22 protein-coding genes are annotated in these 25384 nt (G+C 69.6%); 10 read left to right on the top strand and 12 right to left on the bottom strand.

What is annotated here, in order from left to right; genetic code table 11:
• The first annotated feature begins 7 nt into the window (after positions 1–7).
• Entirely contained in the window at positions 8–1534 is a 1527-nt protein-coding gene (locus tag ACX93N_RS05805) for an MltF family protein (RefSeq protein ID WP_459427456.1), read from the top strand.
• Here ACX93N_RS05805 and ACX93N_RS05800 read toward each other — a convergent pair.
• Complete coding sequence (locus ACX93N_RS05800; protein WP_459427455.1) at positions 1464–1958, bottom strand: hypothetical protein; 495 nt, start codon at positions 1956–1958, stop codon at positions 1464–1466. The two genes, ACX93N_RS05805 and ACX93N_RS05800, sit on opposite strands and share 71 nt — an antisense overlap.
• Positions 1959–2021: 63 nt before the next feature.
• Here ACX93N_RS05800 and ACX93N_RS05795 point away from each other — a divergent pair, with 63 nt between their 5' ends.
• A complete protein-coding gene (locus ACX93N_RS05795) occupies positions 2022–3122 on the top strand; it encodes a PQQ-dependent sugar dehydrogenase (RefSeq protein ID WP_459427454.1) in 1101 nt (366 codons plus the stop codon).
• Between the two features lie 36 nt (positions 3123–3158).
• On the opposite strand, the gene ACX93N_RS05790 is transcribed toward ACX93N_RS05795, so the two are convergent.
• Positions 3159–3812: a hypothetical protein gene (locus tag ACX93N_RS05790; RefSeq protein ID WP_459427453.1), complete on the bottom strand. Its 654-nt coding sequence runs from the start codon at positions 3810–3812 to the stop codon at positions 3159–3161.
• Between the two features lie 178 nt (positions 3813–3990).
• Between ACX93N_RS05790 and ACX93N_RS05785 the strand changes: the two genes are divergently transcribed.
• Positions 3991–4233 (top strand): hypothetical protein, encoded by a 243-nt coding sequence (locus tag ACX93N_RS05785; protein WP_459427452.1) that lies wholly within the window; start codon positions 3991–3993, stop codon positions 4231–4233.
• A 2-nt stretch (positions 4234–4235) separates the two neighbouring features.
• Complete coding sequence (locus ACX93N_RS05780; RefSeq protein WP_459427451.1) at positions 4236–4682, top strand: hypothetical protein; 447 nt, start codon at positions 4236–4238, stop codon at positions 4680–4682.
• On the opposite strand, the gene ACX93N_RS05775 is transcribed toward ACX93N_RS05780, so the two are convergent.
• Together ACX93N_RS05775 and nei are read right to left on the bottom strand one after the other, a co-directional pair.
• Positions 4666–6804, bottom strand: coding sequence for a TonB-dependent receptor (locus ACX93N_RS05775; protein ID WP_459427450.1), 2139 nt, complete (start codon positions 6802–6804; stop codon positions 4666–4668). The two genes, ACX93N_RS05780 and ACX93N_RS05775, sit on opposite strands and share 17 nt — an antisense overlap.
• Positions 6805–6874: 70 nt before the next feature.
• The gene (gene nei / locus ACX93N_RS05770) at positions 6875–7702 is read right to left on the bottom strand and encodes an endonuclease VIII (RefSeq protein ID WP_459427449.1); all 828 of its coding nucleotides are present in this window, start codon (positions 7700–7702) and stop codon (positions 6875–6877) included.
• 127 nt (positions 7703–7829) lie between these two features.
• Between nei and ACX93N_RS05765 the strand changes: the two genes are divergently transcribed.
• On the top strand, positions 7830–9257 hold the full coding sequence (locus ACX93N_RS05765) for an MFS transporter (protein ID WP_459427448.1): 1428 nt from the start codon (positions 7830–7832) through the stop codon (positions 9255–9257).
• A gap of 95 nt (positions 9258–9352) precedes the next feature.
• Positions 9353–10414 carry a 3-deoxy-7-phosphoheptulonate synthase gene (locus tag ACX93N_RS05760; protein WP_459427447.1) on the top strand — a complete coding sequence of 354 codons (1062 nt, stop codon included), beginning with the start codon at positions 9353–9355 and terminating at the stop codon, positions 10412–10414.
• Positions 10415–10432: 18 nt separating this feature from the next.
• Here ACX93N_RS05760 and ACX93N_RS05755 read toward each other — a convergent pair whose 3' ends face one another.
• The 4 genes from ACX93N_RS05755 to ACX93N_RS05740 all read right to left on the bottom strand — a co-directional run bounded on the left by ACX93N_RS05755 (position 10433) and on the right by ACX93N_RS05740 (position 14863).
• Complete coding sequence (locus ACX93N_RS05755; RefSeq protein WP_459427446.1) at positions 10433–11479, bottom strand: DUF481 domain-containing protein; 1047 nt, start codon at positions 11477–11479, stop codon at positions 10433–10435.
• Between the two features lie 121 nt (positions 11480–11600).
• A complete protein-coding gene (locus ACX93N_RS05750) occupies positions 11601–12629 on the bottom strand; it encodes a DUF481 domain-containing protein (protein WP_459427445.1) in 1029 nt (342 codons plus the stop codon).
• 96 nt (positions 12630–12725) lie between these two features.
• Positions 12726–13517, bottom strand: coding sequence for an MOSC domain-containing protein (locus ACX93N_RS05745; RefSeq protein ID WP_459427444.1), 792 nt, complete (start codon positions 13515–13517; stop codon positions 12726–12728).
• On the bottom strand, positions 13517–14863 hold the full coding sequence (locus ACX93N_RS05740) for a serine hydrolase domain-containing protein (protein ID WP_459427443.1): 1347 nt from the start codon (positions 14861–14863) through the stop codon (positions 13517–13519). Before ACX93N_RS05740 ends, ACX93N_RS05745 begins: the two co-directional genes overlap by 1 nt.
• Before the next feature lie 201 nt (positions 14864–15064).
• On the opposite strand from ACX93N_RS05740, the gene gorA reads away from it, so the two are divergent.
• From gorA to ACX93N_RS05720, 4 genes are all read left to right on the top strand, one after another.
• Entirely contained in the window at positions 15065–16423 is a 1359-nt protein-coding gene (gene gorA, locus ACX93N_RS05735) for a glutathione-disulfide reductase (RefSeq protein ID WP_459427442.1), read from the top strand.
• A 180-nt stretch (positions 16424–16603) separates the two neighbouring features.
• Positions 16604–17545 carry an ABC transporter ATP-binding protein gene (locus ACX93N_RS05730; RefSeq protein WP_459427441.1) on the top strand — a complete coding sequence of 314 codons (942 nt, stop codon included), beginning with the start codon at positions 16604–16606 and terminating at the stop codon, positions 17543–17545.
• On the top strand, positions 17538–20396 hold the full coding sequence (locus ACX93N_RS05725; RefSeq protein WP_459427440.1) for a Gldg family protein: 2859 nt from the start codon (positions 17538–17540) through the stop codon (positions 20394–20396). Before ACX93N_RS05730 ends, ACX93N_RS05725 begins: the two co-directional genes overlap by 8 nt.
• Positions 20393–21322, top strand: coding sequence for a hypothetical protein (locus tag ACX93N_RS05720; protein WP_459427439.1), 930 nt, complete (start codon positions 20393–20395; stop codon positions 21320–21322). Before ACX93N_RS05725 ends, ACX93N_RS05720 begins: the two co-directional genes overlap by 4 nt.
• Positions 21323–21378: 56 nt before the next feature.
• Here the strand turns inward: ACX93N_RS05720 and mmsB are convergent, their stop codons facing one another.
• From mmsB to ACX93N_RS05700, 4 genes are read right to left on the bottom strand one after another with little or no spacing between them, the layout of a single operon-like run.
• Positions 21379–22287, bottom strand: a complete 909-nt coding sequence (gene mmsB / locus ACX93N_RS05715; protein ID WP_459427438.1) for a 3-hydroxyisobutyrate dehydrogenase — start codon at positions 22285–22287, stop codon at positions 21379–21381.
• 19 nt (positions 22288–22306) lie between these two features.
• Positions 22307–23419, bottom strand: a complete 1113-nt coding sequence (locus tag ACX93N_RS05710) for an enoyl-CoA hydratase/isomerase family protein (protein WP_459427437.1) — start codon at positions 23417–23419, stop codon at positions 22307–22309.
• An 8-nt stretch (positions 23420–23427) separates the two neighbouring features.
• The gene (locus ACX93N_RS05705; protein ID WP_459427436.1) at positions 23428–24216 is read right to left on the bottom strand and encodes an enoyl-CoA hydratase; all 789 of its coding nucleotides are present in this window, start codon (positions 24214–24216) and stop codon (positions 23428–23430) included.
• Positions 24213–25373, bottom strand: a complete 1161-nt coding sequence (locus ACX93N_RS05700; RefSeq protein WP_459427435.1) for an acyl-CoA dehydrogenase family protein — start codon at positions 25371–25373, stop codon at positions 24213–24215. The genes ACX93N_RS05705 and ACX93N_RS05700 overlap by 4 nt, the downstream gene beginning before the upstream one ends.
• Between the last annotated feature and the right edge of the window lie 11 nt (positions 25374–25384).

The raw sequence follows: 25384 nt of genomic DNA, 5'->3' as shown, positions 1-25384 counted from the left end.
CAGGACCATGCCGACCCCACCGCTGCGCAAAAGCCTGCTCCTGTCCCTGTGCGTCCTGGTGCTCGGTGCCTGCGGCACGGACGACCACGAAAGCGCCGGTTCCGCAGACCCGGCGCCGCCGGTGGAACAGGCATCGGAGACGGCCGGCGCGGACGGCGCCTCCCTGGACGGCGGCGCCCTGGCCTTCACCCGTCCCTGGACCGGCGACCTCGACGGCATGGCCGAGCGCCGGTTGATACGGGTACTCACGGTCTACGGGCCGGGCCGCTTCTACCTGGACGAAGGTCGCGGGGCAGGCCTGGTGGCGGAGCTTGTGAAACGGTTCGAGGATCACGTCAACGAGGAACTCGAGCGCGGCCACCTGCGTGTGAACACCATGATCATCCCCGTCGCCCGGAACCAGCTCGTTCCCGCCCTCCTCGCCGGCCGCGGCGACATCATCGCCGCCGGGCTGACCATTACCCCCGAGCGTGCCGGGGAAGTGGCCTTCAGCATTCCCAACAGCAAGCCGCTGGACGAGATCCTCGTCACCGGCCCGGGCGCCCCGCCGATCGAGCGCGTCGAGGACCTCTCCGGGCAGACCGTCTACCTGCGCCTCACCAGCAGCTACGCGGAGAGCGTGCGCCAGCTGAACGAGCGCCTCTCGGAGGAGGGCATGGCGCCCGTCACCATCGAGCCGATGCCCGAGAGCCTGGAGGATGACGACCTCATCGAGATGGTCAACGCCGGCCTGCTGCCCTGGGCCATCGTCGACGAGTACAAGCTGCAGCTCTGGGACGGTGTGTTCACCGACCTCACGCCCCGGCCCGACATCACCTTCCGCGAGGCCGGCCGGCTGGCCTGGGCCATGCGCAAGGACAGCCCGCAGCTCAGGGAGAGCGTGAACGCTTTCCTGCGCGAGAACCGGGAGGGCACGCTGATCGGCAACGTCCTGCGCAACCGGTACATCCGCGATTTCGACTGGGCCGCCAACGCCCTCGACCGGGCCGACTACGCGCGCTTCGAGGCCCTGGAGGACCTTTTCCGGCGCTACGGCGAGCGCTACGGCATCGAGTACCTCATGGCGGCAGCGCAGGGCTACCAGGAATCGCGGCTGGACCAGAGTGTGCGCTCGCATGCCGGCGCCGTGGGCATCATGCAGCTGCTCCCTTCCACGGCCGCGGACCCGAACGTCGGCATCCCCGACATCTCCACCGAGGAAAACAACATCCACGCGGGCATCAAGTACATGGACTTCATCCGCAGCCGTTACTTCGACGACCCGGCGATCAGCGACCTGGACCAGCTGCTGCTCTCACTGGCCGCCTACAACGCAGGGCCTGCCCGGGTGGGCAGTCTCCGCCGGGCTGCGGAGGCGGTCGGCTACGACCCGAACGTATGGTTCGACAACGTCGAGGTGCTCGCCGCCCGGGAGATCGGCCGGGAGACGGTGCAATACGTCACCAACATCTACCGCTACTATCTCACTTACCGGATGGTCGCGAGCAATGCTCTCCTGCGCCATGCGGCACGGGAGGACGCCGGCCTGCGGTGAGCGCGTGAAAGAGCGCGCCGCCGACCGCGCCGGCCGCGCCCTGCGCCAGCAGACCGGCGAAGCTGCGGGTGGCGGCGATCCCGCTCACCCCCAGCACCGCCTTCATGATGAGGTGCAACGCCAGGACGGCCACGAAGCCGGCGGCCAGGTACCAGGCGGGCCGTGCCGCCGGCCGAAGACGGCTGAGCCCCGCCGCCACCGGCAGAGCGAGCAGGAAAGCCAGGGCGAGGAGCGGCAGGTAGCTCCCCGCGAGGCCGGCGAGGTCCTGCGCTGAGGTCTCGAGGCGCACGGACCAGGGCACTGCCGGGCCCAGGGCGGCCACTTCCCTCAGCACGAACTGCGTCGCGACAACGCTACCGATGAGGTAGGTCACGCTCAGGGCGACGACAAAGGCGACGAGCAAGGCGGCGATCTTGCGCAGCATGGGCAGCTCCGGCGAAGGCTGTAGGACTATAATGACCGCGGAACCCTGCCGTGGAAAGTCGCCATGTCACGCACCCCCCGCCTGCTATTGGCGGTCTTTCTCCTTGCCACCGCCGCCGCCCGGGGCGAGCCCTATGTGCTCGAGACCGTCGCCGGCGGCCTGCATCACCCCTGGTCCGTGGCGCAGCTCCCGGACCACAGTTTCCTGGTCACCGAGCGCCGCGGCCGGCTCCTGCACATCGGCCCCGGCGGCGGCCAACAACCCCTTGCGGGTGTTCCGGGGACCTATGTCGCCGGCCAGGGCGGCTACTTCGACGTGGTTCTGCACCCGGGCTTCGCCGCCAACCGGCTCGTGTACCTGAGCTACGCCGCCGGCGGCCCCGGCGCCAACGCGACGGCGGTGTTCCGCGGCCGGCTCACGGCTGCGGGCCTTGCCGACGGCGAGGAGATCCTGCGGGTCCGGCCGACCAAGGGAACGCCCCAGCACTACGGTGGCCGGCTGGCCTTCCTCCCGGACGGCACGCTCCTGCTGACCACCGGGGAAGGCTTCGACTACCGCGAGGCCGCGCAGGACCCGGCTAGCGAGCTCGGCAAGGTCCTGCGCATCCAGGACGACGGCACGGTACCGGCCGACAATCCCCTCGACGAGGCCGGTGCGGAGCGGGTCTGGACCCTGGGTCACCGCAACCCGCAGGGGCTCGTCGTGGACACAGCCAGCGGCAGGGTCTGGCTGCACGAGCACGGACCGCGCGGCGGTGACGAGGTGAACCGGCTGGTGCCGGGCGCCAATTACGGCTGGCCCGCCGTGACCCACGGCATTGATTACAGCGGCGCTACCATTTCGCCTTACAAGCACTGGCCGGGGATGGCGGACCCGGAACACGTCTGGGTGCCGAGTATCGCGCCCTCGGGGCTGGCGCTCTATCGCGGCGACCGCTTTCCCGCCTGGCGGGGGGACCTGTTCGTGGGTGCTCTCGTCGATCGGGAAGTGCGCCGTCTCGACCTGGAGGATGGCGCCATTGCCGGTGAGGAACGCCTGTTCGGCGAACTCGACGAGCGGATTCGCGACGTGCGCAGCGCGCCGGACGGGTTCCTCTACCTGCTGACAGACAGCGAGGCAGGAAAGCTGGTGCGGGTGAGGCCGGCGGAGAAAGCCGGCCGCTGACGTCGCGGCACGCGCCGCGACGTCAGAGTTCCAGGGTCAGCTGGCCGCTGCTTTCCGGGGCACTGCCGCGCGCTTTTTTGCCGCCGGCGCCTTCTTCTTCGCCGGGGCTTTTTTCGTCGCCGGCGCCTTGCGGGCCGCCTGCTTCTTCGGTGCCGCCTTCTTCTTTGCTACCGCTTTCTTCTTAGGTGCGGCCTTCTTCTTCGGTGCGGCTTTCTTCCGGGCCGGCGCTTTCTTCTTCGCCGCGGACTTCTTCGCCGGTGCCTTCTTCTTTGCAGTGCTGCGCGACGCGCGGGCGCGGGCGGCTTTCTCTACCATTTCCGCCGCGCGCTCCGCCGCTTCCGCCTTGCGCGCCTCGAGCGCGAGGTCAGCGCGGATCGGCACCAGCTTCTCGGCGTAGTCGTAGGCGGCGCGCGCCATGCTGGCAATGGTCTCCGTCAGGTCCTGCACCTGCTTGACGAGCTCGTCGACGCGCTTCTGGTTCGCGGTCGTCGCCTTTGAGCGCAAGGCGGCGCGGGCCTTGCTCAGGCGCGCGTTCGCCTGGTCGTGTTTCTTGCGCGCCGCGTCGAGATCGCGCTTGACCTTGCTGTGGGCTTTCTCGGTCTCGGCGAGAAGACGCGCGCGCAGCTTCTCGACGCGCTTGTTGGCCTCTTCCGCCATTTTGGTGGCCTGGGCGAGTTCTTTTTCCAGCATCGACAGCTTACTCCCTGTTATCGGAATCGGTACCGCGCTTCCAGTTTAGGATTAAAGCCCTTGCTTGTAACGGGCATTTTTTGATCCAACGCAAGGATGCAACCATCCACCGCGCCAACGATGCGCGGGCGCGCGCTGCGGGCTACACTCTGCCCCTCAGCGTTAGGAGGCGTGCTACATGACCGACGAGGCACCGGGACGGCGCATCCGCGCACCGAAGGCGGTACGCAGGAAGCTGCGCGAAGCCGCAATCGCGAAGGTGCGCCAGGACATGATTCACGCAGGCCGCTCGGAAGCGGACTACAGTGCCGAGGACCTCGAGTACCTCGTCGCCGAGAAAGAGAAGGAGATCTGGTCGGGGCTGGGCTGGAAGGGCTTCGGCATCGCCGCGCTGCTGCTCGGCATCAACATCGGGATCTGACCGTGTCGCTCTTTCGCATCGTCAAGTACTCGTCGCTGCTGTTTTTCTTCCGGCGTTACCGCAGCCGTATCTTCCGTATCGTGGCCGTGCTGCTGTTCGCCCTGGTGACCAATGTGCTCTACCAGGATGTTGCCCACTACCTGCAGCTGCGGCATCCGGGCGCCCTGGTCTGGGCGCTGACCGGCAAGATCGTGATCGTCTACGGCGCGCTGGCCTTCGTGCTCTGGCAGTTCCGACCCGTGCGCGATGAGGAGGCACCGGCAGACGCGGACGCTGCGAAAAAAGGGGTGACAGTGCGGGAAGACCGGCAGGCCCCCGCAATGCCGGCGGACCGGCTCTCCGCCCTGGCAGACCTCGAGCACCACGACCGCCTGCGCACCCGGTACGAGGCGGTACTCGAGGCGCGCGGGAAGACGCCGCAGAAAGCCGCGCCTAGAAGGCCAGGGTAAAGCGCGCGCCCCAGGTGCGCGGCGCCTCCAGGGAAGCGGTCGCTCCATCAGGGTTCGACGGCAGGTTGCTGCCGCCTGCCGTCGCGGCGATCACCGCCTCGTTCTCGATATTGCGCACCCACAGGCCCAGGCTCCAGCCTTCGCCGGGGGGATGCCAGGTGAGCTGCGCGTTGCTCTTGCGCGCCGCCCGCTGCCGCCCTCCGGGGGTATGGGAGAAATCTGCCCAGAAGCTGCTCTCGTAGCGCGTGCCGAGCGCCGCCCGCAGCCGCCCGCCGGCGACGTCGAAGTCGTGGTGGTAGCGGGCGACGAGGGACCACTCCGGCGCGTACTGGGCGCGGAAGCCGTCGTAACTCGCGGTGCCGTCGGGCAGGTCGAAATCCGTGTACTCGGCGTCGATCCAGGCGCCGGACAGGCTGAAGGCGCTGCGCGCGGTGGGCCGCAGGGCCAGCTCGAGCTGCACGCCCTGCACCTCGGTCTGTTCCACGTTGAAGGTCTGCGTGGCGTTGAGCACCGTGTTGTACGCTGAACCGAAGAGACCGTCGTAGTCGTAGTAGAACGCCTCGATGCTGCCGGTAGCAGCACCGCCGGCGCTGCTTCCCTTGAGCCCCAGCACATAGCTCACGAGCTCCGCCTCGTCGACCGTGTTCGGCTGCGTGGCCGTACCCGCATAGGGATTGAAGGTGCCCGGCATGTAGCCGGTCTGCACCGTGCCGTAACCGACGAGGCCGTCGCCGATGTCCCGGCTCAGGGCCACCTTGAAGTCCAGGTGGTCGTACTCGCCGTCGCCGTCGGCCTCGAAGGGGGCAAGGCCCGTGCCGTCGAAGAAACGCCCGGCGCCGTCGCGGCGGTCGCTGCTCAGGCGGCCGCCGAGCGTCAGGCGCCAGCGCTCACCCAGCGCGATCTCCGCCTCACCGAAGGCTGCGATCCCTTCGATGCGGTTCTCGTCGACGATACTTACCGGTACCGGCAGCCCCGCCGCGCCCGGCAGGGCCACGGTGTCGAAGCCGCCGAACATGAAATAGCCGTCGCTGTCCATGCGGTAGGCATAGAGCCCGGCGAGCCAGTCGCCCCAGTCCGCGCTGCCGAAGAGGCGCAGCTCGTGAATCTGCTGCCGGTAGCTGTCGGTCTTGTTCGCCGGGAACGCGCCTAGCCAGTAGTTGCTGGACACGGTGAAGTCCGTGAAGGCCGGCAGGTAGCTGAGCGTGAGCGTCGGCGACAGGCGGTAGCTGACTTCGCCCCCGGCGAGCACGTTCTCATAGTCCCGGTAATCCTCCGCCTGCGGCTGACCGAAGGGCAGGAAGGCATTCCAGGGTTCCGGGAAACGGTCGTTCCAGGGATCGGAGCGCAGGTAGCTGCCGGGCGAGAGTTCGCCGTTTTCCGGGTCGACGCCCTTCACGACGAGGTTCGGCGGGCTGCCGTCCATGTCGGCGACATTGACCCAGCCGTAGGCGCTGAAGCGGTCCCCCGGTGTCCAGGAAACGGACAGGCGACCGGCGAGGTTGTCCAGGGCGTCGGCGCCGCTGGCGAGGTAGCCGTCCCGCGCCTGGTAGTCGGTGGCCAGGCGCAGTGTCAGGTCGCGGCCGAGGCCGACGTCCCCGGCGGCACTCAGGCGCCGGCTGTCGTAGTTGCCGGCCTCGAGCAGCAGGTAGCCCGGGTCGCCCTCCGCCGGGCGGGCAAAGCTCGCGTTGACTACGCCGCCGAGCGTGCTGCGGCCGTAGAGGGTGCCCTGCGGGCCGGGCAGCACCTCGAGCCGGGCGAGGTCGAAGAGCGCCGTGCTGTTCGCTTCGCGGGGGACGTAAACGCCGTTCAGGTGCAGGGAGCTCGGCGGGTCCAGCTGCGGGAAGTCGAGGGTGGAGCCGATGCCGCGGATGTAAACCTGGGTCGATGTGTTCTCCTGCTGCAGGCGCATGGCGGGCAGCAGGGCCTGGGCGGCGCGGAGATCGCCGACGCCCTCCTCGCGCAGGAGCGCCCCGTCGAAGACGGCGACGGTGCCGGGCACCTCGAGGCGGGTCGCTTCCCGCTTGCTGACGGTGATGATGACTTCTTCCAGGGGCAGGGTTTCGGCCCGGGGGGCGACAGCTCCTAGCGTCGCCACGGCCCAGGCGAGGAGACGGCGGTACATCCGTGGTCCTCCCGGTGAGTGAGCGAGGACGCATTAGACCGGAGAGGGTCCGCCACCGCCTTGCGCTGGGTCAAGGACCTGCCGGCTGGCAGGCGGGGCAGCGGTAGAGGCGGCGGCCACCGCGCTCGCTGCGCCGCACCTCGCCGCCGCAGCGGTAGCAGGGCTGCCCGTCGCGGCCGAAGACGAAGAAGCGGCGACGCTCCCGCGGCAGCCCCTCGCGCTCGAGGCGGCCGGCGAGGCGCGGCGGTAGCACGATGCCCGCCGTGTCGTAGCTGCGCCGGCTGACCGCCAGCGTCGCCCGGGCCAGGCGCCCGCGTTCCCCACGGCCCAGGTCGCCGGCCCGGCGCGCGGGGTCGAGGCCCGCGGCAAAGAGAATCTCCGCGCGCAGGTAGTTGCCGACCCCGGCGAGGAACGCCTGGTCGAGGTAGAGATCCGCCAGCCGCCGGCGGGCAAAGCGCGCCTCGCCGAGGCGGGCGGCGATTACGTGCCAGCTGAGGCCCGGGGCCAGGATGTCGGGGCCGATACGGGCGAGGAACGGATGCGCGGCGAGTTCCTCGGTACGCCAGACGCTGATATCCGACGCACTGTAAAGCAGCGCGCTGTGACTCGCCGTGTGCAACGCGACGCGCAGGGAGCGGTTCGTCTCCGGCAGCCTGCCGCGCCGCTGCACCCGCCAGACCCCGTAGAGCTGATTGTGGGAGTACAGGGTCCAGCCGTGCTCGAAGTGCGTCAGCAGCGCCTTGCCGCGGGTCTCGAGGCCGGTGACGCGGTGGCCGCGCAGTGTCGGCGCATGACGCCGCAGCCGCGGCAGACCGAAGCGCAGGGCTTCCACCACCTCGCCGGCGAGCACGGCCTCGATGCGGTCGGCGGCGCGGCGGATCTCGGGTCCTTCGGGCATGGGCTGACTCCGGCGACAGACGCAGAGGTTACGCAGCACTTTACGCAGCCCCCGTGCGGCCGGATGGACGCTTTACAGGGCGATGGCAAGGGGCGAGACTGCGACCGTACTCTCGGTCGGCCAGCTCATGCCAACGATAAGAACGCGCGCCGCCTATGGCGCCGGGGGCGCCGTGTACGCCGTGAAGGAAGCGGCCTACACGATGTTCGTCCTGCTGTTCTACACCCAGGTGCTGGGGCTGAACGGCAGCCTGACCGGCGCCGTGATCGCGATCAGCCTGGTCTGGGACGCCCTGTCGGATCCCCTCACGGGCGTCCTCTCGGACCGGCTCCGCTCCCGCCACGGGCGCAGACACCCGTTCATGGTGGCAAGCATCCTGCCCATCGGTCTCGGCTTCCTGGGGCTCTTTTCGCCGCCCGCCAGCCTGGCCGGCAGCCAGTGGCCGCTGGCCGGCTGGCTGTTGTTCTGGTCCCTGTGGGTACGCACCTTCGTCACCCTGTTTGCCATCCCGCACCTCGCCCTCTCGGCGGAACTGACCAACGACTATCACGAGCGCAGCCAGGTGCTCGGCGCACGGCTCGCCACGCTTTTTTTGTTCAGCGTGCTCGTGCCGGCCCTGGCGCTGGCCTTCATCTTCCCGGAGCGCGGCGGCGAGGACGGACGCTTCGACCTCGCCAACTACCCGCTTTACGGCATCCTCTGCTGCGCTGTCTGCTGGGTCATGGCCACGGTGACCACGATCGGCACCCGGCACTACGCGCGCTCCTCCCTGGGCGAGCACCGGCTGCCGCAGCCTGCGCCACGGCTCAGCGACCTGTGGCGGGATCTCGCGCGAACCGTGGGAAACGGCACCTTCCGCCTCGTGCTCGGCCAGGAAGTCGCGATCATGAGCGCCTACGGTACCGTTGCGACGCTGAACATGCTGGTATGGACCTACTACTGGGAGTTCAGTGCCGGCGAGGTGTCGCTGATCCTCGCCGTGCCCAGCCTCCTCGCGGTCGCCCTGGTACTGCTCACCCTGCGCCCCCTGGGGCGGCGCTTCGAGAAGCACCAGCTCATGCAACTGTCCATCATCGGCCTGATCGTGAACTGCCTGTGGCTCTACCCGCTGCGGATGATGGGGCTGCTGCCGCCGAACGGGACCACCGTCATCTTCGTGCTCAATTTCCTGTTCATGCTGTTGTTCATGTACTGCTTCCTGCTGCGGGCGGTCCAGACCCAGTCCCTCGTGGCCGATATCACTGACGAGCACGAGCATGACCACGGGCTTCGCCAGGAGGCCGGCTTCTTCTCCGCCGCCAACCTGGTCAACAAGTTCGCCACGGTCTTCGGCCCTCTCTACGGCGGCGTGGTGCTGGACCTGGTCGGCCTGCAGGCGGGCATGCGCCCGGGCAGCGTCCCGGCGCCGGTGCTCGACGGTCTCGCCTGGGCCTTCGGCCTCGGCACCCTCCCCGGGTTCGTCATCGCCCTGCTCCTGGTGCTCCGGATCAACCTGGGTCACGCCCGGGTCGAGGAAATCCAGGCGGCCCTGCGCGCCCGCGGCCCCGGCGCCTGAGCGGCGCACCCGCAGCCCCGCCCCTCGCCCCGCCCCTTGCCCCACCAGCGGCGGTTGGCGACAATCCCCGGCCATTCCCACGGAGCCTGCGCGCCATGCCGACGCACACGGACGACATCCGCATTGCCCGCGCCCAGCCCCTGATCACCCCCTGGGTCCTGGGCGAGGAGCTGCCCCTCGACGAGGCCGGGGCCGAGACCGTGGCGGCCGCCCGCCGCCGCATCGAGGCCATCATGACGGGGCAGGACCCGCGGCTCCTGGTGATCGCGGGGCCCTGCTCCGTGCACGACCCGGCGGCGCTCGTCGAGTTCGCGCAGCGCTTCCACGGCCATTGCACCGCGCTCGATGACGCGCTCTTTCCCGTGCTGCGCGTGTACTTCGAGAAGCCGCGCACGGTGGTCGGCTGGAAGGGGCTGATCAACGACCCGGGGCTCGACGGCAGCTTCCATATCAACCGCGGCCTGCGCCTCGCCCGGCGCGCCCTCCTCGACGTGAACGGCCTGGGCCTCGCTGCTGCCACCGAGTTCCTCGACACGACCTTCGGGCAGTACTACACGGACCTGGTGAGCTTCGGTGCCATCGGGGCGCGCACCGTGGAAAGCCAGATCCACCGGGAGCTCGCCTCGGGCCTGTCCATGCCCGTGGGCTTCAAGAACGGCACCACCGGCGACATCGGTGTCGCCATCGACGCCATCCGCAGCGCGGCGCACCCGCACTGGTTCCCGTCGCTGACCAAGGAGGGCACGCCCGCCATCCTCGAGTCCACCGGCAACCCGCACAGCTACCTCATCCTGCGCGGCGGGCGGGACAGCGGCCCCAACTACCGCTCCGCAGCGCTGCGCGCCGCGGCGGCGGCGCTGGCGGAGGCCGAGCTCACCCCGTCGCTGATCGTCGACTGCAGCCACGGCAACAGCAACAAGGACCCGGCGCAGCAGGCGGTGGTGGTCGCCGACCTCGCGAACCAGCTCGAGGCCGGTGAACAGGCACTGCGCGGGGTCATGCTCGAGAGCCACCTGGTGGGCGGCAACCAGCCGCCGGGGCCGCTGGAGGGCCTGCGCTACGGCCAGAGCGTGACCGACGCCTGCCTGTCCCTGGACGAGACGCTGCCGCTCCTCGACGAACTCGCCGCGGCGGTCCGCCGGAGCCGCCTGGGCTGAGGGCTACCAGCGTCAGGGCTACCAGCGGTAGCCGAGGCGGAAGCGGTAGGTCTGGTCGAGCTTCTCGACGTTCTCCACGGCGCCGAGGTCGTACTTCCAGATGACCTCGGCGGAGCCCTCGATATTGAGGATAAGGGGAAAGGAAAGCCCCGCGGTGCTGTTGAGGAGCACGTCGCCCTCGTCGGTGAGCCCCCAGAGACCGGTCTGGTTGAAGTAGAGCCGGGTATTGTCCCCGAGGTAATCGCTGCTCGCGGTGACTGTCCAGGTCGCGGCCGGGTAGTCATTGTCCTCGGCCACGAAGAACGCCTCCCACACGTAGGCCACGCCGCCCTCCGCCTCCAGCGTCAGCAGCGGGTCCGTGAAGACCTTGCGCCCCAGGTACGGCCCGACATAGGTCCGAAGCTCCGTGTCCGCGAACTCGTCCTGCTCGAAGGAGAGGTTCGCCCCGGTATACCAGGGGCTGCCGTTGAGGAACTGGTCGTACTTGCCGCGGGCAATCCAGTTCTGCGCGTTCTTGCGGCCGTTCACCTCGTCGTACTCGCCGATGAGGCTCAGGGAAAAACGGTCGTGCAGGCCGGTCCAGGTGCTTTCCGCCTTGTAGTCCAGCTCGCTGTTTTCCGTGTTGCCCTGCGCGAGGGAGAGGCCGGCACTGGCGAGCCCCGTCCAGTGATAGCCCTGGCCAAGCTCCCAGGGCTCGGGGTTCACCCGCACGAGGTCGGCAAAGCGGTAGCTAGCGTCCTCGTCTCCCCCGCCCAGCAGCAATCGCTCGTCGCGGACCACGATCGGCGAGGACTCGAGCACCCGTCCGTCGGCGAACTGGAGCCGCATCGGCGTCTCCGTGCGCAGGCTCTCGATCATGTCCTGGGGTATTTTCACGGCCTCCGCGAAGGCGGTCTTCATGACGACCTTGCCTTCGTCGGCATCGACAACCGTGCCGAAGAGCACCGACCCGTCCTTCAGCTCGACGCGATCCGGGGTGGCGGTGCCGGCGGCGCTGGCGCTGGCCAGGGTGGCGCAGGCCACGGTCATCAGCAGGCTGAGGACGGGGACGTGCGGCTTGATCATGCGCTTTCCTCACGGGGTTTGTGCTGGACGTCGGAACGGACGTTGGGGGGCGGCGCTGCCCCGGGCCGCTATGCTAAAGCCTTCTTCAGACCTTGTAACGCAGCCCGGCCGCGGCGCATTCCTACCAGCGATAACCGAGGCGGAAGCGATAGGTCTGGTCCAGCTCCTGCACACCCTCCACGGCGCCGGTGTCGTACTTCCAGATCACCTCGGCGGCGCCCTCGATGTTCAGCAGGAGGGGAAAGGACAGGCCGGCGGTGGTGTTGATGAGCACGTCGGCCGTGCTCGAGAGGTCCCACAGGCCCGTCTGGTTGAAGTAGAGCCGCGTCCCCTCGCCCAGGTAATTGCTCGAGGCGTCGACGGACCAGGTGGCGGCAGGGTAGTCGTTGTCCTCGGCCACATAGAAATTCTCCCACACATAGGACACACCGGCCTCGGCCTCGAGCCTGAACGCAGGCTCCGTGAAGATCTTGCGGCCGAGGTAGGGGCCGAGGTAGGTCCGGAGTTCCGTGTCCGCGAACTCGTCGTGCTCGAAGGACAGGTTGCCGCCCCAGTACCAGGGACTGTCTTCAAGAAAGCGGTCGTACTTGCCACGCGCGATCCAGTTCTCCGCATTCTTCTCGCCGTTGGCCTCGTCATACTCGCCGACGAGGCTGAAGGAGTAGCGGTCCAGGAGCCCCGTCCAGGTGCTCTCGACCTTGTAGTCGAGCTCCCGGGTGTCAGTGTTGCCCTGCTCCACGGAGAGGCCGGCGCTGGCGAGACCGGTCCAGTGATAACCGTCGCCGAGCTCCCAGGGCTCCGGGTTCACCCGCACGAGGTCGGCGAGCGCGTAGCTCTCCTCCGCTCCCGGCGCATCCAGCACCAGCTGCTCGTTCTCCACGCGGATCGGCGAGGACTCGAGCACCGTGCCGTCCGCGAGCTGCAGGCGCATGGGGGTTTCCGTGCGCAGGTCCTCGATCTGGTCCTGGGCGATCTTGATGGTGCCCGCAAAGTCCGTCTCCACCACCACCTTGCCGCCCTCGGCATCGGTGACAGAGCCGAGGATCGTGGAACCGTTTTTCAGGGTGATCCGGTCCGGCCCGGCCAGGGCAGTGCCGGCGAGCAGTAGCGCGAGCAGGGACCCGGGCAGGGCAAAACGAAGCGCAGTCATGGCGAATTCCTCGGTCGCGGCGCCGGCAGCGCCGCAGTAACATGAGTCAGGCAGTGAAAAACCCGCGAGTCTAGTCCCTCGGGAGAGCGCTGGCCATCACGCGAGCACGGTCACGGGATCCCCCACGGCCAGGGTCCCCGGGCCGTCGTGGAGCCCGTTCTGACCGAAGAGCACCGCCCCGTCCCGGCGCCGGTAGCTGGCCAGCACCCGGTTGATGTGCGGGTCCCGCGCGGCTGTGGCCTGGTCGATGGACGGGATCGCGCAACGCGCACAGGGCTTGACCAGGTCGACGGTCACGGTGCCGATGCGCAGGCGCCGCCAGCCGTCCTCGGCATGGGGCGCGGCCCCGTCGATGACCAGGTTCGGGCGGAAACGGTCCATGGGGACCGGCGCCGGCAGCCGAGCGTTGAGGCCGTCCAGGGACGCCTGCGTCAGCAGCAGCAGCGGGAAGCCGTCGGCAAAGCTGACGCTGCGGCCCGGCGGAGCGTAGGCGGGATCCACCGGCCGCCGGCAGTCATCGGGCATGTGCACCAGCCGGCAGGGGGTGGCGAGGCGCGCCTGGAGCCAGCGGGCGGCCGCGTCACCGGCGTCGAGTGCCGTCACCCGGTCCCCCCAGACCGTGACCGTGCGTGCCACTGCCCCGGGCCGGGACACCGTCAGCCGCTCGCCGCCGAAAGCCAGGGACAGGCCGTCGCCACGCTCCACGGCGCGCAGCAGGGCCAGCGCGGGCAGCCCGCGCTGGCTCAGGAACGCACCGGACGGGTCCACCAGCAGCCAGCGCCGGTCGCCGGCGATGCCGAAGTCATCCAGGCTCGCGTGTTCACAGGCAAGGCCAGCGGCGGATTTCAGCGGGTAGCGGTAGATGGCCGCCAGGCGCAGCGCGGCCATCAGGGCGCGTTACCCAGGGCCTGGCGCACGCCCGCAAGCAGCGCGGCCATGCCGGGCTCGACCCGGGGCTCGTCGGTGAGCCCGAGGCGCACGATGACCAGCTCCTCCTCCGGCACGACCAGCACGTACTGCCCCGCGTTGCCACCCGCGTAGAACAGCGATTCGGGCTGCCCCGGGAAGGCCACACCGCCGGTATTGAGCCAGAAGCTGCGGCCGTAGCGGCCGAGCGGATCCGAGGCCCTGGGTGCGACCGCCTCGCGCAGCCACTCGCGGGACAGGAGCGGCGAACGACCGTGCCAGGCATCGAGCCAGAGCTGGCCCACGCGCAGCCAGTCCCGGGCCGTCATGTAACTGTAGCTGGAACCGACCTGGGTGCCGCTGGCATCGGCCTCGGCCACGAGGGAGCGCAGGCCCAGCGGTTCGCTGAACTGCTCGCGCACCCAGTCCGCGTAGCCCGTGCCGAGGCTCTGCTGCCAGAGGTAGGCCGCGAGGTTGCTGTCGCCGCTGGAGTAGCTGAACTGCGCGCCGGGCGGGCGCGCCTGCCCGGTGGCGGGCGCCACCCGCCACATGGCGTCGCGGCGGTAGAGCATGGTGGTCGCGTCGCTGCCGGGGGCGTAGCGCTCCTCGAAGGCGAGGCCGGATTCCATTTGCAAAAGGTGCCCCAGGGTCAGCCCCGGGGCGAGGTCGCGGGTCGTTGCCGGCGGGGCACCGAGGGCAAGGAGACGCCGGCGGACCGGGTCACCCAGGGAGAGCCCCTCGCCGTCGGCGCTGCGCAGGGCGACCCAGGTGGCGAGCAGGCTCTTGTTCATGGACCAGCCCTGGAGCCGCGTCCCGGCATGCACCGGTGCGAGGTAGCGCTCGGCCAGCAGGCGCCCGCCGCGGGCGACGGCCACGGCGAGGGTATTGCGCCCCCCGCCTTCCGGCTCTGCAAAAGCCGCATCCACGGCCTGCGCGAGGGCTGCCGGCGCGGCTGCCTCGGGCCAGGTCCGGACCGGTGCCGGCCGCGCCGGCGGCGCACCGCGTCCGTCCCGGTGCAGGCTGCAGCCGGTCGCGGGGCCCTGCACACCGGCCCGGGCACGGACGCCGAGGAGGCTGGCCCGTGCCTCACCGCCCTCCGCATCCACCGTGAGGTCGAGGAGCCCCCGGGCGGGACCGAGGAGCGCCATACGCGGCAGGATGTCACGCTCAATCACGAAACGGGCGGGCAGGCCGGCGACAAAGACGCCCGAGCACAGCTGCTTGGCGCTGTAGCCCGTGGCCACCTCCGCGGCATCCATGCCCTGCCAGCCGGTCCAGGCGAGCACGCCCGCGAGGCCGAACCCCGCCGCGGCCTTGATCTTTCCCATCGGCACCCCCATCTCCCTTACCCTCGATCATAGCCCTTTGAACTTGCCGCGCCACTGCTACCCGGCACCGGCCTGCGGCTGCCGACTGACCGTCCCCGGCAAGCCGCTACGGATAGCTGTTACGAATAGCTGTCGCGGCTAGCTGTTGCGGATAGCTGTTACCGATAGCTGTTACCATGGCGCGACCACAGGAGACCCCCCATGAGTGACCTCGATTTCGACCTCTTCGTGATCGGCGCCGGCAGCGGCGGCGTTCGCGCCGCCCGCATGGCTGCCGGCTTCGGCGCCCGCGTCGCCATCGCCGAGGACCGCTACCTCGGCGGCACCTGCGTCAACGTCGGCTGTGTGCCCAAGAAGCTCTACGTCTATGCCTCCGAGTACGGCAAGGGCTTCGACGACGCACGGGAGTTCGGCTGGCAGAGCACGGTCGAGGGCTTCGACTGGCACACGCTGAGGGATAACAAGAAGAACGAGATCGCCCGCCTGAACGCGGTCTACCGCAACATGCTCCGCGGCGTCGAGGCGACGCTCATCGACGGCCGCGCGCGGATCATCAATGCCAATACCGTTGCCGTGGGCGACGACCATTACACCGCCGCACGGATCCTCATCGCCACCGGCGGCTGGCCGTCAGTGCCGGACATTCCCGGCCGTGAACATGCCCTGACCTCCAACGAGATCTTCGACCTCGAGGAATTCCCCGAGCGCCTCGTCGTCGTCGGCGGCGGCTACATCGCCGTGGAGTTCGCCGGCATCTTCAACGGCCTCGGCTCGAAGGTGACCCAGCTCTACCGCGGCCCGATGTTCCTGCGCGGCTTTGATGCCGACATCCGCGCCCACGCGGCACAGGAGATCCGCAAGACCGGCGTGGACCTGCGCTTTGAAACCAACGTCGAGGCCATCGAGACCACCGCGGGCGGTTACCGGCTGCTGCTCAACGACGGCAGCTTCCTCGAGGCCGACGCCGTGCTCTACGCCACGGGCCGCAAGCCCCACCTCGAGGGCCTGGGCCTGGAAAACGTCAATGTGGAGCTCACAGCGCACGGCACCATTGCCGTGGACGAGCACTTCCGTACCACCGAGCACAGCATCTTCGCCCTCGGCGACGTGATCGGCGGCATGGAGCTGACGCCCGTCGCCCTGGCCGAGGGCATGGCCTTCGCCCGCCACGAGTTCGGTGATCCGAAGGTCCCCGTGGACTATGACTTCATACCCACTGCCGTGTTCTGCCAGCCCAACATCGGCACCGTCGGCTTCACGGAGGAGCAGGCCGAACTCGAGTTCGGCGAGATCACCCTGTACAAGGCCGATTTCCGGCCCATGAAGCACACGATCACCGGCCGCGACGAGCGCACCTTCATGAAGCTGATCGTCGACGACGCCACGGACCGGGTCGTCGGTGTGCACATGATGGGCCCGGATGCGGGGGAGATCATCCAGGGCATTGCCATCGCGCTGAAGGCCGGCGCCACCAAGGCGACCTTCGACGGCACCATCGGCATCCATCCAACGGCCGCCGAGGAGTTCGTCACCATGCGCGAGCCCTGGGGCGAGGACTAGCCGGGCGACGGGCGCCCGCCGCGGGAACTTGCCCGCGGCAGCCCGGTCGAAGGATCGGTCGCCGGCCGGCGGAAACGCCGGGCGTTGCTCCCGGGCGGGGGCCTGCTAGAATCCGGCGCCGCGCGGGCCCCGCTCCCGGGCGCCCGCCCCGAACAAGCCAACAGAAGAAACGGAAACGCCATGATCGACGTGCAGCGCTTGTCGCGTCGCTACGGCACGACGACCGCCGTGGACGACGTCTCCTTCACTATCCGTGACCAGGCGATCATCGGTCTGCTCGGCCACAACGGGGCCGGGAAAACCACCATGATGAAGATGCTGAGCGGCTATCTCGAGCCCTCGGCCGGCAGCATCCACATCGGCGGGCACGCGCTCGCCGACGATGCCACCGCGGTCCAGCGCGGCCTCGGCTACCTGCCCGAGAACCTCCCGGTCTACCCGGACATGCTGGTCGCGGACTACCTCGACTACGCCGCCGCGCTCAAGGGCATCGGCCGCGGCGACCGTCCCCGGGCGCTGCGCCGGGCCATCGACGCCACCAGCCTCGGCGACCGGTTCCTCGATCCGATCGGCAAACTGTCCCGCGGCTACCGGCAGCGGGTGGGCGTTGCCCAGGCGATCCTCGGCGAGCCCTCGCTGCTGATCCTCGACGAACCGACGAACGGCCTCGACCCGGCGCAGACCGCGCAGATGCGCTCGCTGATCCGCGAACTCGCCGCCGGCGCCACGGTCATCCTGTCCACGCACATCATGCAGGAGGTCGAGGCGCTCTGTGAGCGCGTGCTCGTCCTCGCCGGGGGGCGCCTTGTGCTCGACGAGCACCTCGCCCGGCTGCGCGACGACAATACGCTCATGCTGCGCGCCAGCGCAGAGGCCGGCGATCTTGCCGGCGCCCTCGCCCGCCTGCCACAGGTGCTCGAGGTGACCGCCGCGGGCGGCGAGGCCGAGCAGCGCTTCACCGTCGCCCTGCACCCGGGCACGGAGCGCGATACCGCCGCCGGCAATATCGCGCGCTGCGTGCTCGACAGCGGCGCGCGCCTCTACCAGCTCGCACCGCGACTCCGGGACCTCGACAGCGTCTTCCGCGAACTGACCGCGCAAGGAGGGGCCCACCATGACTGACAACACCGTCCTGCGGGTCGCGCAGAAGGAACTGCGCCTGTTTTTTGCCTCGCCGGTGGCGTGGTTTTTCCTTGGCAGTTTCAGCGCCGTGACCCTGTTCGTCTTTTTCTGGGTGGAGGCCTTCTTCGCCCGCAACATCGCCGACGTGCGCCCGCTCTTCGAGTGGCTGCCGCTGCTGCTGATTTTCCTCGCCGCAGCACTGACCATGCGCATGTGGAGCGAGGAGCGGCGGAACGGCACCCTGGAGCACGTACTGACGCAGCCCGTGCCGCTGTGGCAATTCGTCGCCGGCAAGTTCCTCGCCTGCGTGACCCTGCTCCTGCTGGCCCTGGCGACGACGCTGCCGCTGCCACTGACCGTGGCCTGGCTCGGCAACCTCGACTGGGGCCCGGTACTGGCCGGCTACCTCGCCACCGCGCTCCTAGGCGCCGCCTACCTGAGCATCGGCCTGTTCGTCTCGGCGCGCACCGACAACGCCATGGTCAGCCTCATGGGCAGCGTATTGCTCGCCGGGCTCCTGTACATGCTCGGCAGCCCGCTGCTCACCGGGTTCTTCGGCGATGATGTGGGCGGCTTGCTGCGCCTGCTCGGCTCGGGATCGCGCTTTGACAGCATCACCCGCGGGGTGATCGACGCCCGTGACCTCTACTACTACCTCGCGGTCTGCGGCGTGTTCCTGGTACTCAATGTGTACACGCTGGAGAGCGAGCGCTGGGCCGCCGGCGGGCACCCGCGGCACCGCCGCTGGCGCATCGCCACGGGACTGGTGGTGGCCAACCTCCTGCTCGGCGCCGTCTGGCTGCAGCAGCTGCCCATGCTGCGCGCCGATGTCACCGAGGGCCGGCTGTACTCCATCTCGGCGCCGACCCACGACGTGCTTGCCCGGCTGCAGGAGCCGCTGCTCATCCGCGGCTATTTCAGCGAGCGCACGCACCCGCTGCTGGCCCCGCTCGTGCCGCAGCTCAAGGACCTGCTGCGCGAATATGCGATCGCTGGCGGCGACCGGGTGCGGGTCGAATTCGTGGACCCGGCCCGGGACCCGGAAAAGGAGCAGGAGGCCAACGAGGAATACGGCATCAATGCCAAGCCCTTCCAGGTTGCGGACCGCTACCAGTCCGCGCTGGTGAACGCCTACTTCGACGTGCTCGTGCAGTACGGGGGTGAACACGAGACGCTCTCCTTCGGCGACCTCATCGAGGTGAAGACCGGCACCGGCGGCCAGCCCGAGGTGGTACTGCGCAACCCGGAGTTCGACCTCACCCGCGCCGTGCGCGACGTGCTCTACGCCTACCAGGCCGGCGGCAACCTCTTCGAGCAGGTCGAGTCGCCAATCACCTTTACCGCCTATGTCTCCCGTGACGAGCTGCTGCCGAAGCTGCTCCGGGACTACCGCGACGCGATCCGCACGACGCTCGACGAACAGGTCGCGAAGAGCGGCGGCAAGTTCCGCGTGGAGTTCATCGAGCCCGAGGCCGGTGACGGCGCCGTCGCCAGGCGCATCATGGACGAGTGGGGTTTCCAGCCCATGCTCGCCTCCCTCGACGACCCGCGGGAGTTCTTCTTCTACCTCACCCTGGAAGACGACCACCAGGTCGTGCAGCTGCCCACGGGCAACTTCGATCCGGGCAGCTTCCTCACCAGCCTCGAGGCCGGCATCAAGCGCTTCGCCAGCGGCTTCACCAAGACCGTCGCGCTGGCGCTGCCCGACGGCGGCCCGCAGTTTCCGGGCATGCCGCCGTCGGGGCACAGCTTCGACACCCTCGAGCAGGGGGTGACCCGGGAATACAGCATCCTGCGCGAGGATCTCTCCGACGGCAGCGTCGCCCCGTCCGCCGACCTGCTGGTGCTCATGGCGCCGGAGGACCTCGACGAGCGCGCCGTGTTCGCCGTTGACCAGTACCTCATGCGCGGCGGCACGGTGATCGTCGCCAGCTCGAACTACTCCGTGGAGCTCAGCGGCGAGCGCCTGCGCATGCGCGAGGTCGACAGCGGGCTGCGCGCCTGGCTGGAGGCGCAGGGCATCCGCATCGCCGACACGCTGGTGCTGGACCGGCAGCACGGGGCTTTCCCCGTACCGGTGGTGCGCCGCATCGGCGGCTACGAGTTCCGCGACATGCAGTTCGTGGACTACCCCTACTTCCTCGACCTGCGCGAGCCCGGCCTGAACGGCGAACACCCGGTCACCGCGGGGCTGCCGAACCTGACCCTGGCCTGGGCCTCGCCGGTGGACGCGAGCGGCGGTGAGGACAGGACCGTAACGCCCCTGCTCGTCAGTTCCCCGGAGAGCTGGCGCTCCGATGCCCGGGACGTCATGCCGGGCGTAGACCCGGCGGGCGGCAAGCTCCTTTCACCCGGCGATGCCCCCCTCGCGCGGGAGACCCTGGGGGTACTGGTCGAGGGACGCTTCGCCAGCGCCTTCGATGAGCCACCGCCAGTCCCGGAACCGGCTGACGCCGGAGAAGAAGAGGCCGGCGCCACGGACGCGGGGGAAGACTTCGGCGGACTGCTGCGCCGCTCGCCCGCTTCCGCACGGCTGCTGGTGATCGGCTCCAATGATTTCGCCAGCGACCAGGTGCTCTCGGGGCTGGTGGCCGCCAGCGGCACCCAGTACCTGAGCCCCGTGGAGCTGCTGCTCGGCGCGGTGGACTGGGCCCTCGCCGATGGCAGCCTGCTGGAGATCCGCTCCCGGGCCCACTTCAACCGCACCCTGCCGCCGCTGGAGGAAGGCGCGCAGGCGCGCATCGAGTACCTGAACTACGGCCTCGCCCTGGCACTCCTCGGCCTGATCGCCCTCGTGCACCAGCTGCGCCAGCGGCAGCGCCGCAACCGTTACCGGAGGATCCTTGCATGAACCGCTCCCTGATACCGGTACTTGGCGCCCTGCTGGCCGCACAGTTGCTGGTGACGGCGGCGGTCTACCGGCCCGGCACAGACGCTGGCGACGCGGTGGCGCAGCCGCTGCTGGACGCCGGCCTGGCGGACCGTGCGGACGCGCTGCGGGTCAGCGATAGCGAGGGCGCGTCTGCCCGCCTCGTGCGCGCTGATGACGGCTGGACGCTCGCCGCAAGCGCTCTGCCCGTGGCGCCGGGGCGCGTGGCCACGCTGCTTGGCGCCCTGGAGGCAAACCCCGGCTGGCCGGTGGCACAGAGCCGCTCGGCCCGGGAGCGCTTCGCGGTGGCCGAAGAGACCTTCGAGCGGCGGCTGGAGTTCCTCGAAGGCGATACCGTTCTCGCCACGGTCTTCCTCGGCTCCGCCCCGGGTTTCCGCCAGGTACACGCGCGCGCAGCAGACAGCGAGGCCATCTACAGTATCGCTTTCAACGCCTACGACGCGCCGGCGGATGACAGCGGCTGGCTGGACCGCGGCCTGGCCGCCATCCCTGTCCCGTCGGCGGTGCGCTGGGACGGGCACCGGCTGGAGCGCGGTGACGAGGGCTGGCGCCTCGACGGCGCGGCGGTGGAAGACGGCGCGGCCGACGACCTCGTGCGCGCCCTGGAGGGGCTGCAGGTCATGGCCGTCGCCGAGGCACCGGCTGAGGCCGCCACCACCCGGACCCTCATCGTCGATACCGGCGAAGAGACGATCGAGCTGTCGCTCCTCGCCGGCGACGAGGCGCGCTTCCTGAAATCCAGCACCTGGGCGCCGTGGTTCACGATCAGCCGCTACGACCACGACCGCATCGTGGACAGCCTGGAGGCGCTGGCGGGTGGCGGCGACAGCGCCGGGGAAACGGAAGAAAAAGTCGAAGCGGCCGCGGCGGAAGCCGCCACGCCCTAGCGGCGTGGACCGGCATCGCGGCGGGTCACTGACCGGGCCCGGCAGGGCCCCCGGGCTCAGCCCTTCAAGCGCTCCAGGATCGAGGAGAAATCCCGGGGCCCGTTGCCGCCGGCCTGGTGGGCCTCGTAGAGCTTGCGGGCCAGCTGGCCCATCTGGTTGTCGACCCCCGCCTGGCCGGCGATGTCCATGGCCAGGCCCAGGTCCTTGACCATCAGGTCGACCATGAAGCCCGGCTGGTAATCGTTGCTGGCCGGCACACCGTCCATGACGCCCGGGTAGGGGTTGTACACCTCCAGGGACCAGTTGCGGCCGGAGCTGGCGAGCATGATCTCGGACAGCACCTTCGGGTCGAGGCCGTTGCGCGCGCCCATCTCCAGCGCCTCGCAGGTGCCGATCATGTGGATGGCCAGCAGCATGTTGTTGCAGCCCTTGGCAACCTGCCCGGCCCCCGCGGGGCCGGCGTGGAAGATGTTCTTGCCCATGGCCGAGAGCACGACACGGGCCTTCTCGAAGGTCATGGCGTCACCGCCGCACATGAAGGCCAGCGTACCCGCCTTCGCCGCCGCGACCCCGCCGGAAACCGGCGCGTCCATGAAGCCGATGCCCGCGGCGGCGGCGGCCTCGCCGACCTCCCGCGCCGTGGGCGCGTCGATGGTGCTGCAGTCGAGGACGGTCACGCTCCCGTCCAGGCGCGCGAGCAGGCCGCCCTCGCCCTTGTCCTCGCCCTTATCCTCGCCAAGGTAGAGGCCCTTGACGTGCTTGCCCGCCGGCAGCATGGAAATGACGTACTCGGCACCCTCGATGGCCGCCTGCCCCGAGTCGGCCACGGCAGCGCCCTGCCCGGCGAGCGCCGCGCAGGCTTCCGGAACCAGGTCGAAAACGGTGACCGAGTGACCCGCGGTGAGGAGGTTGCCCGCCATGGGCCCTCCCATGTTGCCGAGGCCGATGAAGGCGACATGTGCCATGGTGTGACTCCTGTGTTCGTTATAGGTCGGCGAGGGGGTTCTGTGGCCAGGGCGGCAGGAAGAAGCCGTCGAGAACCTCCCCGGGTACCGCCCGGGAGTGCTCGTACTGCCAGGCCGGCTGCCGGTCCTTGTCGATGAGCAGCGCGCGCACGCCCTCGGCAAACTCCGGGTGACGGACGATGCGGGTGGCCAGCACCACCTCGGCCTGGAACACCTCGCGCAGGGAGCTGTGCCGCGTGCGCTCCAGCTGCCGGTCGATCCAGCGCGCGGCGAGCGGCGAGCCATTGGCCAGGGCGTCCCGGGCCTTCGCGAGCCACTTGTCGTCCGTATCCAGGGCGAGGATGTTGTCGATCACCTGGTGGATGTCGTCGCCGTCCGTGAGCCGGCGGATGGTCTCGAGGTGCGGCTGCACCTGCGCCGGCGGCAGGGCGTCGGCGCTCTCCTCGAACTCGCGCAACAGGTGGCGGACGAGGCCGTGGTTGGCGGCCGGGTCCTCGCTCCAGGGCTGGGCCAGCAGCCGCTCGACCACCGCATCGCACTTGTCGGCGCTGATGAAGCGGTCGGCGAGGCCCAGGAACAGCGCATCGGTGGCGTTGATGTTCGCCGCCGTGAGCGCGAGAAAGCGGCCGGCGCCGCCAGGCATGTGGTTCAGGAACCAGCTGCCGCCCACGTCCGGGAAGAGCGCGATGGTGACTTCCGGCATGGCGATGCGGGTGGACGCCGTCACGACCCGGTGGCGGCAACCGGCCATGATGCCGAGGCCGCCGCCCATGACGATGCCGTGGCCCCAGCAGATGATCGGCTTGGGATAGGTGTGCAGCGTGTAATTCATGCGGTACTCGCGGGCGAAGAACGCCTCCGCGTAGTCGCAGGGGCCGCCGGGGTTCTTCACCGCCGAGGCGTGCAGGGCCTGGACATCACCGCCGGCACAGAAGGCCTTCTCCCCGGCACCGGCGATGAACACGGCGCGGATGCTGTGGTCCTCACGCCAGCGGTCGAGCGCCTCCTGCAGCAGGTCGACCATTTCCAGGGTCAGGGAGTTCAGGGTCTTCGGTACGTTCAGCGTGACCATGCCCACGGCGCCATTGGCCGCGGGCTGCTCCGAGACGATGACCGGTGCGTCGTCGCTCATGCTACCTCCTAGCGGTTTTTCCAGGCCGGTTCCCGCTTCTCGAGGAAGGCGTTGACCCCCTCGCGCTGGTCCTCGGTGGAGAAGAGCTCGACGAAGCGCTCGCGCTCGCCCACGAGCCCATCGGCCAGCGCCTTGTCACGGGCCGAGTGGATGAGCTGCTTGCAGTGCGCCACGGAGGTCGGGCTCTGCTGCGCGGCCTGCTCGGCGAGGGCCAGGGCGCGGTCCAGCGCCTCCCCGGCCGGGACCACTTCCTCGGCGAGGCCGATGCGCTCGGCGGTCGCCGCGTCGATGCGCTCGTTGCACAGGATCATGCGCTTGGCCCAGCCCTCGCCCACGAGCCAGGCCAGGCGCTGCGTGCCACCGGCGCAGGGCAGCAGCCCCACCCGCGCTTCCGGCAGGGCCAGCTTCGCGTTCTCGGCCACCACCCGCAGGTCGCAGGCGAGGGCGACCTCGAGGCCGCCCCCCATGGCGAAGCCGTTCACCGCGGCGATGGAGACACCGCGGAAATCGGCCAGCGCCTCGAAGGCCTCGCCGAAGAGGCGCCCCATCTCCCCGGCGACAGCCGTGTCGCCGTCGGCGAAGAGCTTGAGATCGGCGCCGGCGGAGAAGAACTTATCCCCGGCGCCGGTGAGCACGAGGGCGAACACGGAGTCTGCGGCGTTCAGCTCCGCGACCAGGTCGCGCAGCGCCGGCAGGCTTTCCGTGTCCCAGGTATTCGCGGCGGGGTTGTCGATGGTGACCAGCGCGGTGTGGCCGCGCAGCTCCACCTTGATCTTGTCAGATGTGCTGCTGATCATCGGATTACCTCCAGTGCACCTTCCATGAGTAGCCGTCGCGCGACGATCACGCGCATGATTTCGTTCGTGCCCTCGAGGATCTGGTGCACGCGCGTGTCGCGCACGTAGCGCTCGAGGGGGTACTCGCGGATGTAGCCGTAGCCGCCGAAGAGCTGCAGCGCATCATTGCAGACCGAAAAGCCCGCATCCGTGGCGAAGCGCTTGGCCATGGCGCAGTAGGTCGTCGCCTGCGGGTCGCCGGCGTCGAGCCTGCTGGCGGCGAGGCGGATCATCTGTCGAGCGGCCACCAGCTCCGTGAGCATGTCGGCGAGCTTGAACTGCGTGGCCTGGAAATCGGCGATCGCGTTGCCGAACTGCTGCCGCTCCTGCACGTAGGCCGCGGCATCGTTCAGCGCCTGCTGCGCCGTGCCGACACTGCAGGTGGCGATGTTGATGCGGCCGCCGTCCAGGCCCTCCATGGCGATGGAGAAGCCCTGCCCCTCCTCGCCGAGCCGGTTTTCCACCGGCACGCGCACGTTGTCGAAGCTGACCATGCGCGTGGGCTGGGCGTTCCAGCCCATCTTCTCTTCCTTCTTGCCATAGCTGATACCGGGCGTATCCGCCGGCACCAGCAGCGCCGAAATGCCCTTCGGGCCGGCGTCGCCCGTTCGCAGCATGACCACGAGCACGTCCGTGTCACCGGCGCCGGAGATGAATACCTTGGCACCGTTGATGACGTAGTCATCGCCGTCGCGCTCGGCACGCGTGCGCAGCGAGGCGGCGTCCGAGCCCGCACCGGGCTCGGTCAGGCAGTAGGACGCGAGCTTCGTGCCGGCCACCAGCTCCGGGCACCACGCCTCGATGACCGCCTCCCGGCAGTACCTGCCGATCATGCTCGTGGCCATGTTGTGGATGGTCAGGAAGGCCGTGGTGGTCGTGCAGCCGCGGGCCAGCTCCTCGACGATGAGACTGGCGTCGAGCCGTCCCATGCCGAGGCCACCGGCGGCCTCCGGGGTGTACATGCCCATGAAGCCCAGCTCGCCGGCGGCGGCCAGGGCGTCCTTGGGGAAGATCGCCTCCGCGTCCCAGCGCGCCGCGTTCGGGGCGAGGACATCCCCGGCGAACGCACGCGCACTGTCCATGAAGGCCTGCTGCTCTGCAGACAGGGTGAAGTCCATGGCTGTCCTCC

It is taken from the genome of Pseudohaliea sp., assembly GCF_054552115.1.
This window is presented reverse-complemented; position numbering and strand designations above follow the sequence as displayed.